11 protein-coding genes are annotated in these 15,302 nt (G+C 73.8%); 9 read left to right on the top strand and 2 right to left on the bottom strand.

What is annotated here, in order from left to right:
• Window positions 1-2: 2 nt before the first annotated feature.
• From FB474_RS03765 to FB474_RS03805, 9 genes are all read left to right on the top strand, one after another.
• A complete protein-coding gene (locus FB474_RS03765) occupies window positions 3-491 on the top strand; it encodes a (2Fe-2S)-binding protein (RefSeq protein WP_141787434.1) in 489 nt (162 codons plus the stop codon).
• On the top strand, window positions 488-2,875 hold the full coding sequence (locus FB474_RS03770) for an aerobic carbon-monoxide dehydrogenase large subunit (RefSeq protein ID WP_141787435.1): 2,388 nt from the start codon (window positions 488-490) through the stop codon (window positions 2,873-2,875). The genes FB474_RS03765 and FB474_RS03770 overlap by 4 nt, the downstream gene beginning before the upstream one ends.
• A gap of 22 nt (window positions 2,876-2,897) precedes the next feature.
• Window positions 2,898-3,818, top strand: a complete 921-nt coding sequence (locus FB474_RS03775; RefSeq protein WP_141787436.1) for an XdhC family protein — start codon at window positions 2,898-2,900, stop codon at window positions 3,816-3,818.
• Window positions 3,815-4,717, top strand: coding sequence for an AAA family ATPase (locus FB474_RS03780; protein WP_141787437.1), 903 nt, complete (start codon window positions 3,815-3,817; stop codon window positions 4,715-4,717). The genes FB474_RS03775 and FB474_RS03780 overlap by 4 nt, the downstream gene beginning before the upstream one ends.
• A gap of 13 nt (window positions 4,718-4,730) precedes the next feature.
• Complete coding sequence (locus FB474_RS03785; protein WP_141787438.1) at window positions 4,731-5,936, top strand: vWA domain-containing protein; 1,206 nt, start codon at window positions 4,731-4,733, stop codon at window positions 5,934-5,936.
• An 84-nt stretch (window positions 5,937-6,020) separates the two neighbouring features.
• The gene (gene mtrA, locus FB474_RS03790) at window positions 6,021-6,698 is read left to right on the top strand and encodes an MtrAB system response regulator MtrA (protein WP_141787439.1); all 678 of its coding nucleotides are present in this window, start codon (window positions 6,021-6,023) and stop codon (window positions 6,696-6,698) included.
• A 3-nt stretch (window positions 6,699-6,701) separates the two neighbouring features.
• Entirely contained in the window at window positions 6,702-8,441 is a 1,740-nt protein-coding gene (gene mtrB, locus FB474_RS03795) for an MtrAB system histidine kinase MtrB (RefSeq protein WP_141787440.1), read from the top strand.
• Window positions 8,438-10,198 (top strand): LpqB family beta-propeller domain-containing protein, encoded by a 1,761-nt coding sequence (locus tag FB474_RS03800; protein WP_141787441.1) that lies wholly within the window; start codon window positions 8,438-8,440, stop codon window positions 10,196-10,198. The genes mtrB and FB474_RS03800 overlap by 4 nt, the downstream gene beginning before the upstream one ends.
• A gap of 172 nt (window positions 10,199-10,370) precedes the next feature.
• Window positions 10,371-12,299, top strand: a complete 1,929-nt coding sequence (locus tag FB474_RS03805; RefSeq protein WP_141787442.1) for a hypothetical protein — start codon at window positions 10,371-10,373, stop codon at window positions 12,297-12,299.
• Between the two features lie 48 nt (window positions 12,300-12,347).
• On the opposite strand, the gene FB474_RS21315 is transcribed toward FB474_RS03805, so the two are convergent.
• Both FB474_RS21315 and FB474_RS03815 read right to left on the bottom strand, forming a co-directional pair.
• A complete protein-coding gene (locus FB474_RS21315) occupies window positions 12,348-13,799 on the bottom strand; it encodes a hypothetical protein (protein WP_141787443.1) in 1,452 nt (483 codons plus the stop codon).
• The gene (locus FB474_RS03815; RefSeq protein WP_141787444.1) at window positions 13,796-15,187 is read right to left on the bottom strand and encodes a hypothetical protein; all 1,392 of its coding nucleotides are present in this window, start codon (window positions 15,185-15,187) and stop codon (window positions 13,796-13,798) included. The genes FB474_RS21315 and FB474_RS03815 overlap by 4 nt, the downstream gene beginning before the upstream one ends.
• Window positions 15,188-15,302 lie beyond the last annotated feature (115 nt).

Consider the following 15,302-nt stretch of genomic DNA (forward strand, 5'->3'; position numbering starts at 1 on the left):
CCATGCAGGTGACCATGACGGTCAACGGGACGCAGGTCAGCGAGGACGTCGAGCCGCGGCTGCTGCTCGTGCACTTCCTGCGGGACACCCTCGGGCTGACCGGCACCCACTGGGGCTGCGACACCTCCAACTGCGGGGTCTGCGTGGTCCAGCTCGACGGGCTGCCGGTCAAGAGCTGCACCGTCCTGGCGGTCATGGCCGACGGCCACGACGTGCGCACGGTCGAGGGCCTGGCCGACGGCCCCGAGCTCGACCCGGTGCAACAGGGCTTCATGCACGAGCACGGCCTGCAGTGCGGCTTCTGCACCCCCGGGATGATGCTCACCGCCCGGCACCTGCTCGACACCAACCCGCACCCCACCACCGACGAGGTGCGCGAGGCGATCTCGGGCCAGATCTGCCGGTGCACGGGCTACGAGAACATCGTGCGGGCCGTCCAGTGGGCCGCCGAGCACCCGAAAGACGTTGCCACTGAAGGGGTCTCGCCATGACGACCACCGAGCAGCCCGCGCACGCCGACGTCGGCTTCGGACGGCGCCCCCGCGTCGAGGACGCGCGCTTCCTGCGCGGCAAGGGGCAGTACGTCGACGACATCACGCTGCCCGGGATGCTGCACGGGGCCATCCTGCGCAGCCCCCACGCCCACGCCAGGATCGTCTCGATCGACACCTCCGAGGCCGAGGCCCACCCCAAGGTCAAGGCGGTCATCACCGGCGCGACGCTGGAGTCGCTGAAGCTGGCCTGGATCCCGTCCCTCTCGCACGACGTCATCGCCGTGCTGGCCACCGACAAGGTGCGCTACCAGGGGCAGGAGGTGGCGTTCGTCGTCGCCGAGGACCGCTACTCGGCCCGGGACGCCCTCGAGCTCATCGACGTGGACTACGACGTCCTCGACCCGGTCATCGACGCGCAGCGGGCGCTGGACCCGGGCGCTCCGGTGATCCGCGACGACATCGAGGGCAAGGCCGACAACCACATCTTCGACTGGACCGCCGGCGACAAGGACCAGACGGACGCGGCGTTCGCCTCGGCCGAGGTCGTCGTGAAGCAGGACATGCTGTATCCGCGGGTCCACCCCGCTCCGCTGGAGACGTGCGGCTCGGTCGCGTGGATGGACCCGGTCAGCGGCAAGCTCACCATCTGGTGCACCACCCAGGCGCCGCACGCGCACCGCACCCTCTACGCCTTGGTCGCCGGGCTGCCCGAGCAGAAGATCCGCGTGGTCAGCCCGGACATCGGTGGCGGCTTCGGCAACAAGGTCGGCATCTACCCCGGCTACGTGCTCTCCGTCGTCGGCTCGATCGTCACCGGCGCGCCGGTGAAGTGGGTCGAGGACCGCTCGGAGAACCTCGTGTCCACCTCGTTCGCCCGCGACTACCACATGCACGGCGAGATCGCGGCGACCCGCGACGGCAGGATCCTCGGCCTGCGGGTGGACGTGCTCGCCGACCACGGCGCGTTCAACAACACCGCCCAGCCGACGAAGTACCCGGCCGGCTTCTTCCACATCTTCACCGGCAGCTACGACTACCCGGCCGCCTACTGCACGGTGAAGGGCGTCTACACCAACAAGGCGCCCGGCGGGGTGGCCTACGCGTGCTCCTTCCGCGTCACCGAGGCCTGCTACCTCGTCGAGCGGATCGTCGACTGCCTGGCCGACGAGCTGGGGATGGACCCCGCCGAGCTGAGGATGAAGAACCTGCTGCGCCCCGAGCGCTTCCCCTACCTCTCACCGACCGGCTGGGAGTACGACTCGGGGGAGTACCCGCGGGCGCTGGCCAAGGCGATGGAGATGGCCGGCTACGAGCAGCTGCGCAAGGAACAGGCGGAGAAACGGGCGCGCGGGGAGCTCATGGGCATCGGGGTCAGCTTCTTCACCGAGACCGTCGGCGCCGGCCCGCGCAAGCACATGGACATCCTCGGCCTGGGCATGGCCGACGGCGCCGAGGTGCGGGTGCACCCGACCGGCAAGGCCGTCGTCCGGCTCTCGGTGCAGACCCAGGGCCAGGGCCACGAGACGACGTTCGCCCAGATCGTCTCGGAGGTCACCGGCATCCCGTCGGCGGACATCGAGGTGGTCCACGGCGACACCGACAACACCCCGTTCGGCCTGGGCACCTACGGCAGCCGGTCCACCCCGGTGTCCGGGGCCGCGGTCGCCGTCGCCTCCCGCCGCATCGTCGACAAGGCGCGGCTGATCGCCTCGGCCATGCTCGAGGTGTCCCCGGAGGACCTGGAATGGGACCGCGGGAAGTTCTTCGTCAAGGGCGACCCGAGCACCGCGAAGACGATCCAGGAGATCGCGTTCGCCTCGCACGGCACCCAGGAGCTGCCCGAGGGGGTCGAGGGCCACCTCGACGCCGAGTGCGTCTACGACCCGCCGAACCTCACCTACCCCTTCGGCGCCTACATCTGCGTGGTGGACGTCGACAAGGGCACCGGGCAGGTGAAGGTGCGCCGGTTCATCGCGGTCGACGACTGCGGTCCGCGGATCAACCCGATGATCGTCGAGGGGCAGGTCCACGGCGGCCTGGCCGACGGGGTCGGCATGGCGCTGATGGAGGTCATCGCCTTCGACGAGGAGGGCAACTGCCTGGGCGGGTCGTTCATGGACTACCAGCTTCCGACCGCGCTGGAGTGCCCCAGCTGGGAGCTCGGCGAGACGGTCACCCCCTCACCGCACCACCCGCTGGGCCTCAAGGGGGTCGGCGAGTCGGCCACGGTCGGGTCGCCCCCGGCCGTGGTCAACGCGGTCATCGACGCGCTCAAGCCGTATGGCGTGCGGCACGTGGACATGCCGCTCACCCCGGCGCAGGTCTGGCGCGCGATGCAGGGCCGGCCCTTCCGCACCGACCTCGCCATCACCGACGAGTGACCCCCGAGCACCCGGAACGCTGATGCCCGCCCACCTCGACCTCGCCGGACGGGCCGCGGCACTGAGCGCCGAGGGGACGCCGTTCGTCTGGGCGACCGTGGTGCACGCCCACCGGCCCACGAGCGCCAAGGCGGGCGACTCGGCGATCGTCCTGGCCGACGGGCAGATCGACGGCTTCGTCGGCGGGGAGTGTGCCGAGGCCACGGTCCGCGCCCAGTCGCTGGAGGCGCTCTCCACCGGGCAGACCCGGCTGCTGAGGGTCGCCCCCGGCGAGGAGGAGACCGGCCTGCCCGACGAGGACGGCGTCATCACCGTGCACAACCCGTGCCTGTCCGGGGGCACCCTGGAGATCCTGCTCGAGCCGTCGGTGCCGCTGCCCGTGGTCGCGGTCGTCGGGTCCGCGCCGATCGCGACGGCGCTGCTGCGCGCGGACCGCCTCTTCGGCCTGCAGGTGCGCGCCCTCACCCCGGAGGAGGAGCTGCCCGACGGCACGCTCGCCGTCGTGGTCGCCTCGCACGGGCGCGACGAGGAGCCCGTGCTCACCGCGGCGCTGCGCGCCGGGGTGCCGTATGTCGGGCTGGTCGCCAGCCGCCGCCGCGGCGCCGCGGTCCTGGCCTCCCTCGACGTCGAGGACGCGCAGCGGGACACGGTGCACACCCCGGCCGGGCTGGACATCGGGGCCCGCACCGCCGACGAGGTGGCCCTGTCGATCCTCGCCGAGGTGGTGGCGACCCGCCGAGCAGCAGGTCCGGCCGGCGCGGCACGCACGGAGGCGGCGGCCACCCCGCCGGCCCCGGCGACGGCGAAGGACCCGGTCTGCGGGATGACCGTGGCGGCGGTGCCCACCAGCGTGCACGTCGACACCCCCGCCGGGACGGTGTGGTTCTGCGGCACCGGCTGCCGCACGGCATACCTGGACAACCCGGCGGCGTACGCGACGTGACCGCCCCCGACACCGCCACGGTCGCCGACCTGCTGCCCGACGTGCCCGCGCTGCAGGCCGGGCTGGACGCGGTCGACTACCTGGCCGACGAAGGCACCGCCACCGCGTTGTTCTGCGCCGCTCGCCTGGCCCAGCCGGTGCTCATCGAGGGCGAGCCCGGCGTCGGCAAGACCCAGGCCGCGACCTCCCTGGCGCAGGTGCTGCGCACCCCGCTGGTGCGGCTGCAGTGCTACGAGGGCATCGACGTCGCCGAGGCGCTGTACGAGTGGAACTACCCGCGCCAGCTGCTCAGCATCCGGCTGGCCGAGTCCCGTGGGGAGATGCTCGAGGACGCGGACGTCTTCGGCGAGGAGTACCTCGTCGCCCGGCCGCTGCTGACCGCGCTGCGCCACCCCGGCCCGCGCCCGGCGGTGCTGCTCATCGACGAGGTCGACCGCGCCGACGACGACTTCGAGGCGTTCCTGCTCGAGCTGCTCGCCGACGCGGCGGTGACGATCCCGGAGATCGGGACGCTGCGGGCGGCGTACCCGCCCATCGCGGTGCTCACCTCCAACCGGACCCGGGAGCTGCACGACGCCCTGAAGCGGCGCTGCCTGTTCCACTGGATCGACTACCCCTCGGCGCAGCGCAGCGCCGAGATCATCCGGCGCCGGGTGCCGGGCAGCTCGCGGACGCTGGCCGAGCAGGTGGCCCGGACCGTCGAGCGGCTGCGCCGGCTCGACCTGCAGAAGCCGCCGGGGGTGGCCGAGGCGATCGACTGGGTCGCGGCGCTGGAGCTGCTGGGGGTGCGCGCCCTCGACGCCGGCGCCGTCGAGCGCACCCTGGGCTCGGCGCTGAAGTACGTGGAGGACCAGCAGGTGGCGCGCGAGGCCGGGCTGGCCACGCTGGTCGCCGGGTGAGCCGGGGGCGGCCGTGAGCGCGGGGGTGCCGGCCGACCTGGCCAGCGTCTTCGGCCTCTTCGGCCGGGAGCTGCACCGGGCCGGGATCCCGGTGTCACCGAGCGAGTCGGCGCAGCTGGCCCGCGTGGTGGAGGTGTGCGACCCGCTCACCGTGGACCAGCTCTACTGGTGTGCCCGGGTCAGCCTGCTGCGGTCCCCGGACCAGGTGCCGGAGTTCAACGCGGTGTTCGCGCTCGTCTTCCGCGGTCTGGCCGACGTGGCCGAGCACCGCGGCCAGGAGCCGTCGGCCCTGCGTTCGGAGTCCCGACCGCCGCGCCAGGCCGCGGGGGAGCAGGGGAGCGAGCGACCGCCGACCGGGCCGGCCGGCACGCGTGCCGGCCGGGCGGGGGAGGAGGGGTCCGAGTCCGAGCCGCACGCGTTGCGGGCCCTCGCCAGCAGCGAGGAGCGGCTGCGGCACGCCGACCTCGGCGCGCTGGGCGACGCGGAGCTGGCCGAGCTGGCGCCGCTGCTGCACCGGCTGCTGACCACGCTGCCGACGCGGCGCACCCGCCGCCGGCACCGGCACCCGCGGGGGGACCGGCTCGACGTGCGCGCCACGATCCGGCGCAGCATCCGCTCCGGCGGGGACCCGGTGCTGGCCGTGCGGCGCTCCCGGCGGCGCCGGCCCCGGCGGCTGGTGGCCCTGCTCGACATCTCGGGGTCGATGGAGCCCTACGCCCGGGCCTGGCTGCACCTGCTCTGGGGCGCGGCGACGGTCGCCCGCGCCGAGGTGTTCGTCTTCGGCACCCGGCTGACCCGGCTCACCCCGGTGCTGCGGACCCGCAGCCCACAGCAGGCCCTGACCCAAGCCGGACGGGCGATGCCCGACTGGTCGGGTGGCACCCGGATCGGCCACAACCTCAAGGCGTTCATGCACCGCTACGGCCGCAGCGGGATGGCCCACGGCGCGGTGGTGCTCGTCGTCTCCGACGGGTGGGAACGGGACGACCCGGCCGTCCTGGGGGCGCAGATGGAGGCCATCGCCCGCCGGGCGCACCGTGTCGTGTGGGTCAACCCGCGGGTGGCCGCGCCGGGGTTCTTGCCGGACACCGGAGGCATGCAGGCGGCCCTGCCGTTCTGCGACGCCCTGCTGAGCGGGCACTCGGTGGAGGCGCTCACGGAGGTGGTGGCTGCCCTGGGCGGCGACCGGCAGGTGAGCGGCCGGCATACCGGCCGGTAACCGGACATGAGCGTCCCCACCGGGAACCACGGGCCCGTGTGCGACGATGCACCCGATGAACGCACACGGTGAAAGGAACAGCCGGTGAAGGGCAGGATCCTCGTCGTCGACGACGACCTCGCGCTGGCGGAGATGCTGGGCATCGTCCTGCGCAACGAGGGCCTCGAGGTCGTGCACGTCGCCGACGGTTCCTCGGCGATGGCCGCTTTCCGCGAGAGCCGGCCCGACGTGGTCCTGCTCGACGTGATGCTCCCCGGGATGGACGGCATCGAGGTGTGCCGCCGGATCCGCGGCGAGTCCGGCGTGCCGATCGTCATGCTCACCGCGCGCAGCGACACCGTGGACGTGGTCGTCGGGCTGGAGTCCGGCGCCGACGACTACGTGGTCAAGCCGTTCAAGCCGCAGGAGCTCATCGCCCGGGTGCGGGCGCGGCTGCGCCGCGGCGACGAGCCCGAGCCCGAGCGCCTGGAGATCGGCGACCTGGTCATCGACGTGGCCGGCCACTCGGTCAAGCGCGACGGGCAGCCGCTGTCGCTGACCCCGCTGGAGTTCGACCTGCTCGTCGCGCTCGCCCGCAAGCCGTGGCAGGTGTTCACCCGCGAGGTGCTGCTGGAGCAGGTGTGGGGCTACCGCCACGCCGGCGACACCCGGCTGGTCAACGTCCACGTGCAGCGGCTGCGCTCCAAGATCGAGCAGGACCCCGAGCACCCCGAGATCGTCGTGACGGTGCGTGGCGTCGGCTACAAGGCGGGTCCGAGCTAGCCGATGTCCGAGCCGAGCCGCCCGGCGCCCGAGCAGCCCTCCCGGTTCGCGATCCGCAGGACCCGGGCACTGCGCAGTGCCGGTTGGGCCGTGGCCCGGGCCCGCGCGGCGGTGATCGGCTCCGGGCGCTGGCTCGCCCACCAGTGGCGCGCGTCGCTGCAGTTCCGGGTCATCTCCATGACCATGCTGCTTGGCCTGGTCGTGGTGCTGCTGCTCGGGTCCTACCTCTACCAGCAGATCGCCGACGGCCTGGTCTCCGACCGGGTCAAGTCCGCGACGGAGGAGGCGGCCCAGGGCACCCGGGCCGCGCAGACCCGGTTCGACGCCGCCGACCGCACAGACCCGACGAGCCTGAGCGTGCTGGCCACCGACCTGGTCCAGCAGCTGGCCTCGCCGGGCGCCGACCACGCGCGCGACGTCATCCTCACGCGGGCCCTGCACAACACCCGCACGCCGGTGGTCGCGACCCGCCTCTCCGGCGACGTCGGCCTGCCCAGCGTGCCCGCCGAGCTGCGCCAGGCGGTCGCCGCCGACGCCACCCACCAGCACGTCCAGATCATCGCCACCAGCTCGTCGGACACCGGGGCCGCGGTGCCGACGGTCATCGTGGGCAGCCAGGTCTCGCTGCCCGTGGCCGGCACCTACGAGCTGTACTTCGTCTTCCCGATGGAGCGCGAGCAGGCGACGCTGAAGGTCGTCGCGCAGACGTTCACCCTCGGCGGTATCGCCCTCGTGCTCATGGTCGGTGCGGTCGCCTACGTCGTCACCCGGCTCGTGGTGGAGCCGGTACGCCGTGCCGCCGAGGTGGCCGAGCGGCTCGCCTCCGGCGGGCTGCACGAGCGGATGCGGGCCCGGGGGCAGGACGACCTGGCCCGGCTGGCCAAGTCGTTCAACGCCATGGCCGAGAGCCTGCAGAAGCAGATCCGCCAGCTCGAGGACCTCTCCCGGGTGCAGCAGCGGTTCGTCTCCGACGTCTCGCACGAGCTGCGCACCCCGCTGACCACGATCCGCATGGCCGGCGACCTGATCCACGACTCCCGCGACGAGTTCGACCCCTCGGTGTCCCGCTCGGCCGAGCTGCTCCACGACGAGCTCGACCGGTTCGAGTCGCTGCTGGGCGACCTGCTGGAGATCAGCCGTTTCGACGCCGGGGCGGCGGCGCTCGACCTGGAGGCCACCGACCTGCGCGACACCGTGGCCCGGGTGGTGGAGGCGACCGTGGCCCTGGCCGAGCGCCGCGGCAGCGTGGTCCGCGTCGACGCCCCGCACCGGGCGTGCGTCGCCGAGATCGACCCGCGCCGCGTCGAGCGGATCCTGCGCAACCTCGTCGTCAACGCGATCGAGCACGGCGAGGGCCGGCCGATCGTCGTGCGGGTCTCCTCCAACGGCACAGCCGTCGGGGTGACCGTCCGCGACCACGGCGTCGGGCTGCGCCCCGGCGAGGCGGCCCTGGTGTTCAACCGGTTCTGGCGCGCCGACCCGGCCCGCGCCCGTACCACGGGCGGCACGGGGCTCGGGCTGGCCATCGCCCTGGAGGACGCCCACCTGCACGACGGCTGGCTGCAGGCCTGGGGTGAGCCCGGACGCGGTTCCTGCTTCCGGCTGACCCTGCCCCGCCGCGCGGGCGTGGGCATCGACCGCTCGCCGCTGCCCCTCACGCCGGAGGAGGAGCAGCCCCGGTCCACCCGGGGCGTCGGCGGGCCCTACCAGCAGCTCGGTCGTCAGGCCGAGAGCTCCCGATGAGGGCGCGCGGCCTCGCGGCCGTCCTCCTCGGGCTGGCCCTGGCGACCGGCGGTTGCGGCGGCCTGCCCACCTCCGGGCCGGTGCGAGAGGGGCTCTCCGTGGGGAGCCCTCCGGTCGAGCCGGTGCGGGTGCTGCCCGACGGGCCGGCCGCGGGGGCCACGCAGGAGCAGATCGTCCGGGGCTTCCTGCGGGCGGCGGCCGGCTTCGACGACGACCACGCCGTGGGCCGCTCCTTCCTGCTGCCCAACGTCGCCCAGAGCTGGGTGCCCGACCACGGCGTCACCGTCTTCCCCGGCGAGTCCTCGCTGTCGGTCCGGTCGCTGCCCGGGGACCGGGTGCGGGTCACCGTCCCGGCCACGGCGAGCATCGACGAGTCCGGTCGCTACCGCGAGCTGCCGAACGGCTCCACCGCCAGCGCCACGTTCGGCCTGCAGCAGGCCGGTGGGCAGTGGCGGATCGCCAGCACCCCGGCCGGCTTCGGGCTGTGGCTCAGCGAGGCCGACCTGGACCGCCTCTACCGCGCGTTCGCGATCCACTACGCCGTGCCGGCCACCCGGACCCTGGTGCCCGACGAGCGCTGGTTCCCCCTCACCCCGGGGCTGGCCACCACCCTGGCCCGGGCCCAGCTCGGGCCGGTGCCCGACTACCTGCGCGGAGCGGCGGTCAGCGGCGTGCCCGAGAGCACCCGCCTGGCCGTCGACGCGGTGCCGGTGGAGAACGGGCGCGCCGCGGTGGACCTGTCGGTCAGCGGCCTGGTCGCCGACCCGGAGCTGCGGCGGGCCATGTGGGCCCAGTTCGTGGCCACGTTGACCCAGGCGCCGACGGTGTCCTCGGTGTCCCTGCTCGTCGGCGGCAGCAAGGTCGACCTCCAGGGGGTCCCCGAGGCGCCGTCCAGCCTGGTGCAGGTCGGCTACCCCGAGGACAGCGACGACACCCAGGTGACCAGCGTGGTGGTGCGCCAGGGCACCGCGCTCCACCGGCTCGACCCCGGCCGGCTCGGCGGCACCGAGGACCCGCGCCGGGCCCCGGCCAGCCTCACCAGCGAGCTGCCCGCGATGCCGCTGACCTACGGGCCGCTGGCGCTCTCCCGCGACGGGGCGGAGGTGGCCGCGGTGACCACCGACGGCACCAGCCTGGCCCGGTGGCGCGGCACCAGGCTGATCCAGGTGGCTCCGTTCGCCCGGGACCTGACCCGACCCGCGTTCGACAGCCGGCACGGCCTGTGGGTGGGCGGGACCAGCGGGGGCACCCCCCACGTCTGGGTCATCGACACCTCCGCGAGCCCTGCGGCGCCGCGTGCGGTCGACGTGCCCTGGCTGGGTGACCGGCGCGTGGTGGCGCTGCGCGTGGCCGCCGACAGCACCCGCATGGTCCTGGCGACCCGTGGCCCCGGTGGAGACGTGCGCGTCGACGTCGTCGGCATCGTGCGCGCGGCCAACGGTGCCCCGCGCAGCCTGACCATGCCGTTGCGGGTGGGGGAGCGGCTGACCACGGCCCGTGACGTGGCCTGGGTGGACTCGCGGACGGTCGCGGTCCTGGGCTCGGCCGGCCCGGAGGATCCGTTGCGGCCCTACCTGGTCGAGGTCGGCGGCCCGACCACGGCCCTGGCGCCGGTGGCCGGTGCCGTGTCGCTGACCAGCACCGGCGGTCCCCGCGGGCTGGTCGTGGCCAACGACCGGGGTCAGGTGCTGACGCGCGCCGGCAACGGCTGGGTCGTCGAGAACAGCGCCAACGACCTGGTCGTCCCTGCCGGCTGATCCCGACCTGCCCGGTTGAGCTGCCCCGGCCACGGTGGTGCTGGTCTGCCCCATCCTCCGTTCGGATGACCCGGCGACGTCTTTTGGGGCGGAAGTGGACCAAGAGGTGCTTGTCCCTCGCGGCGCGCCCCTACCGTGTGCACGAGTGTCGTGAGGCAGGGGGGATACGAGCATGGACGGCGATACCGACATCGCGGTGAGAACCCCTCAGCGCGAGCGACGCCGGGCACGGCGCCGGGTCTTTCCCCCGTCGGCGCACGCCGGCGGCGCAGTCGTGAGGTTGCCCGACCACAGGTCAGAGCAGGTCGCTCGCCGCGCGCGCGGCCGCCGCGGGCACGTACCGTGGTCCGGGCCGGCGGCCGCTGTCCTGACGGTGTGCCTGACGCTCTCGGGTCACGAGCCCGCCGCGCTCGCCGTCCTCGTCATCACCGTGGCTTGCGCCCTCAGCGGGCGGCAGTCGGTCCTGGCCTCCGTCCCGACGGCGTTTCTCGGCGTGCTGTTCACGACGATCGTGGTGTGGATGGCTGCGGCCTGGGCCGGGTCGGGCCTGTTCTCGCGGGTCGTGGCCGCGCGTGCGTTGCTGGTCGCGATGACGGTCCTGGCAGTGATGGTCATGGCGATGCGTCACCGACACCTCTCGGATGCGCGGTTGGCCTCGCGCCCCGAGCTTCTGGTTGCCCTGCCCGCCGTCGTGGTCGCCGCCGTCGGCGTCACCGCGGGGCTCCTGCCGGTCGCCGTCGGGTCGGCCTGGTACCTCACCGGTGCCGACAACACCTCACATCTGCTGTGGGGCGTGGCGCTGCGACGGGCAGGGGCCCTGGACTACGGTGCCGTTTCCTACCCTCGTGGCTGGCACGCCGTGATCGCCACGTCGATGAGCGCCTCGGGCCAGCATTTCGGGAGCCCTGAGACCCTGCTCCAGTGGATCCGGCTCTGGTCCCTGGCAACCTGGGGGCTCTACGCGGCGCTCGTTCTCGTGACCGGGCTCTGTGCCCAGAGGATGGCGCGGACCGTGAACCTGCGGGAGCGCACGGCTGCACTTGCGGGACTCGGGGCCGGGGCCACGATGCTGACCGCGTCGTTCTTCACCTTCACCATGGCGATGGGGTTCCAGACCACGATCCTTCTGGCCTTCCTGCTGATCCTCAGCGCGCATGAGGTGATGACCTCAGCGCCGCCGCGGGCTTGCCTCAGCGCCCTTGCGGCCTTCGTGGCTGTTGCCCATACCTGGCAGCTGGCGCTCGCGGTCGCTGCGGTGCCGGTCGGGGCAGCCTTGTGGAGGCTCGCGAGAAGCCGAACAGGGGTGCGGCACCCGGCGATGGCCGTACTGGGGTGTTTCATCGCGGCTGCGCTGGCGGCGCCGCCGATGTGGTCCGCGGCGACTCACCTGGGTCTCCGGACGGTGGGAACGCCGGGTGGGGTGGGCCGCCTGCCCGTTGAGTGGTTGGTCATCGGAGTCGCGGCCGTCGCGCTGTGCTGCTGGCGAGCCGCGCTTCCGCAGGGAGTGCTGCTGGTCGGCGCGATGGGCGCAGCCTCCGTCATCACGGGGGTGTTGGTCGGGCTGGCCGCCCATGCGTCGCTGTCGTCGTACTACCCGACCAAGATGTTCTGGCACGCAGCCGCATTCGCGGTACCGGTCTCCTGCGTTGCGGTCGCGCTCGTCGCGACGCAGGCCGGGGCTCACCATGCGCGCGGCTGCTCCTCAGCCCGCAGGACCGTGGCGGTGACCCTGGCGAGCGTCTTCGGTGCGGCGGCGATCGTCACGCCCCTCGCGATGGTCAGAAGCCCGTGGGCCGTGGATGCCGGGGCCACGCTGAGTGCGGTCACGCAGCCGGAGGCGCGCCGTGCGCAGGTGGCTTGGAGGGTCACGCCCGGCTCGGCAGGAGACACGCTCGCCCTGGTGCTCCTCGACTACTACTCCGTTCGCACGGGGACGGCGCGGACCGCACCTCGAGACCTGACGTATGAAGAGGCATGCGACCGCCTGCGCGCGAGCTCTGACCCAGCCGTCCTGACCACTGCCTCACAGACCCAGGTGTCCCGTGAGTTCAGCTGTGTCCCGGGCGTCCGTGCCATCACGGTCCCCGACAGCAGGTCCTGACTCCAACGTCCCTGGGCTCGCGGCCCCGAGTGCACAGTGGTTACCGCCTCAGGGGGTGCCCGGAGCCACCAGCAGCGAGAACCTGGCGGTCGAGGCGGTGACCCGCCAGCCCAGCTCCTCGCGCAGGGCGAGGGCGAGTGGCGAACGGGTCTCCAGCACCGCGACCCTGGCGCCCGTTCGCTGCACGAACTCCCGCCATCCCGGCTGCACGGCCTGCGCGTGCCGGTAGGCGTCGATGTAGGCCGGGTCGTAGATCTCCGAGCGCAGGTCGATGACAGGGACGAGCTGGGGCTGGGACCACAGCAGCCAGCCGCTCTGGGCGAAGTCATCGAGCACGACCGTGCCCTTCGGCAGCGCCGACAGGGGGGCCATGAGGCCGGTTGGCACCCCCGAGGGGCGTGCGGCCACGTGCGCGCACAGGGGCATGGCCACGGCGGCCGCGGCGACCAGGGCGCCCAGCCAGGACAGCACCTCCCGGCGGCCGGCGGTGGCCGGCCTCGCCGAGCGCAGCCCCTGCAGCGCCCCGGCGAGCAGGGGAGCGGCGAGGATGGCACCGACGGCGACGGTGCGCAGCATGACCAGCGTGGAGACCACGGAGGCGGCCGCGAGCAGCAGCGACAGCCAGGCCACGGGTCGACCGGAGCGCACCCACACCAGCACCGTCGTGGCCACCATGGCCAGCGCGACGATGGCGAAGATGTTGGTGACGGTCGTCGGCTGCCACTCCTGCACGAACCGGCTCGCGGTCGAGCCGACCTCGAACGGCGTCAGCAGCAGCCGCGGCCCCACCGGGGTCAGAGCCGCCACCACCACCGACAGGGCGGGCACGAGCAGCAGGCGCAGGGCCGCGGCCCGGCCCACGCGTCGGTCCAGCACCAGGCCGGCGACGAACACCACGCCGACCACCGGTCCGACCGACCACAGCCCGTGGCTGCAGGCCCATACCCACGTCAGCGGCACCAGCCACCAGCGCGGCCGCAGGTCGTCCGCCGTTCGCCACCAGACGCCGACGGTCACCGCCAGCAGGACGAAGCTGACCAGCTGGGGCCGCTCCGACAGGCTGCCGCCCGTGCCGACCAGGGCGGCGATGGCGGCGATGACGGCCGGGACGCTGTCTGCGACGCGGCGGCACGCCCACACGAGGGCGCCCAACAGGGCCAGCATCGCAGCGCACCGCAGCCATGCCACCCCGGGCAGCCCGACCAGCTCGTTCGCCCTCGCGGCCACCACCTCGGGCAGCCACTGGGTCAGCACGAACGGGCGGGTCGACGCGGGCACCCACGGGTCCGGACCGGCGAAGGAGCCGCCGTGCAGCACCAGCTCGCCGGTCTTGAGGTGCCACCAGGTGTCCGGGTCGCTGACCGCGCGCACCCCGAGCTTGACCGTGGCGACGATGGTGAACAGCGCGAACGCGGGGGCCAGCCATTGAGGGTCACGGTGTTCCGTGGCCGGCGCGGGCGCCGTCTTCGCCGGGGCCTGGCGACGGCCGAGCAGGGTCATGGCGCCTCCAGGAGCGTGTACCCGCGGTCCCGCCCGAGCGTGCGCCAGCCGAGGCGTGCGGCGAGGGCGCCGGTGAGGGGGGAGTCGGTGCGGAGCACGGCATACCGGGCCCCGGTGTCGCGCACGAACTCGCGCCACCCGGGGGCGGCGGTGGTGGCCGCCACGTAGCGGTGCAGCCACGTGGCGGAGTAGACCTCCGAGCGGATGTCGACCACGGGTACCAGCTGCGGCTGGCTCCACAGGAGCCACCCGCTGAGGTCGTCGTCCTCGAGGACGACGCTCCCGGCCGGTATGCCGTGCAGCTGGCTCGCGAGCCCCAGGGGCACCCGCGTGGGCTGCTGGGCCACGTGCGCGGCGACCGGGGCGGCGACCACGAGTGCGGCGAGGACGAGGGAGGCCAGACCTCGCCACTCGGCCGGCCGCGCCGGCTCGGGCCGGCGGCCGGTGCGCTGCTGGAGCGCGTCGGCCAGCAGCGGTGCGGCGAGGACGGCCCCCACCGGGACCAGCCGGTTCATCGCGAGGGTGGCAGCGACGGCGGCGACCGCGAGCAGCACCTGCCACCAGCCCGGTCGGCGGCCGGAGCGCGCCCACAGCACGACGACAGCGCCGATCACCAGCAGGACGAGGGCGGCGTGCGGCTCCCGGGGGGAGGTCGCCTGCCATTCCTGCACGAACTCCGACCCGTTCGCGCGATAGGTCAACGGCGTGAGCAGCAGCTGGGGGCCGAGCGGTGTCACAGCCGCGGCCAGCGCGCTCAGGGCCGGCACCGCCAGCAGCCGCAGCGCCTGCCGGCGGTCGAGTCGACGGTCGAGGGCCAGGCCCAGCACGACCGGGATGCCGACGCCGATGCCGATCACCCACAGGCCGTGGCTGCAGGCCCACAGGAAGGTCAGCGGGACCAGCCACCAGCGCGGGCGCAGGTCGGCCGCGCTGCGCCACCAGGCCCCCACCGTCAGGGCGAGCAGCACGAAGCTGACCAGCTGGGGGCGCTCGGTGAGCCCAGGCCAGGCGCCGGCGACGGCGGCGCCGGCGCACAGGAGGGACACGGTACGGCCCGCCACGCCCCGGACGCTCCACGTCGTGGCGAGCAGCAGCGCAAGGATGCCGAGGCAACGCAGCCAGGCCAGGAACGGCAGGCCGGCGACCTGGTAGCCGAGCTCGGCGACCACCGAGGGCAGCCACTCGGTGGGCAGGAACGCCCGGCTGGTGAACGGCGACCACGGGTCGGGGCTGCCGAAGCGCTGGCCGTCCATCAGCGCCTTGGCCACGCGCAGGTGCAGCCACGGGCTGGGGTCGCTGACCGCGCGGACCCCGAGCGCCGTGCACACCGAGACGACGGCTGCTGCCGCCAGCCAAGCGGCCCGGCGGGCCGTCCACGATCGGCTCACGGCAGCACGCCGGAGGGCCGGCGTAGCAGTGGTCGGGGGTTCGGTCAGCACAGTGCGAGTATGGGAAGCCCGGCTCGTGCACGCGGGGGACTTGGTCAAACTCCTCCCTTTGGAT

Source organism: Oryzihumus leptocrescens, assembly GCF_006716205.1.
GTDB classification, from domain to species: Bacteria; Actinomycetota; Actinomycetes; order Actinomycetales; family Dermatophilaceae; genus Oryzihumus; species Oryzihumus leptocrescens.

Coding starts and splice junctions, on each gene's coding strand:
- FB474_RS03770 (WP_141787435.1), top strand. CDS start 488: ATGACGACCACCGAGCAGCCCGCGCACGCCGACGTCGGCTTCGGACGG.
- FB474_RS03805 (WP_141787442.1), top strand. CDS start 10,371: ATGGACGGCGATACCGACATCGCGGTGAGAACCCCTCAGCGCGAGCGA.
- FB474_RS03775 (WP_141787436.1), top strand. CDS start 2,898: ATGCCCGCCCACCTCGACCTCGCCGGACGGGCCGCGGCACTGAGCGCC.
- mtrB (WP_141787440.1), top strand. CDS start 6,702: ATGTCCGAGCCGAGCCGCCCGGCGCCCGAGCAGCCCTCCCGGTTCGCG.
- FB474_RS03800 (WP_141787441.1), top strand. CDS start 8,438: ATGAGGGCGCGCGGCCTCGCGGCCGTCCTCCTCGGGCTGGCCCTGGCG.
- FB474_RS03765 (WP_141787434.1), top strand. CDS start 3: ATGCAGGTGACCATGACGGTCAACGGGACGCAGGTCAGCGAGGACGTC.
- FB474_RS21315 (WP_141787443.1), bottom strand. CDS start 13,799: ATGACCCTGCTCGGCCGTCGCCAGGCCCCGGCGAAGACGGCGCCCGCG.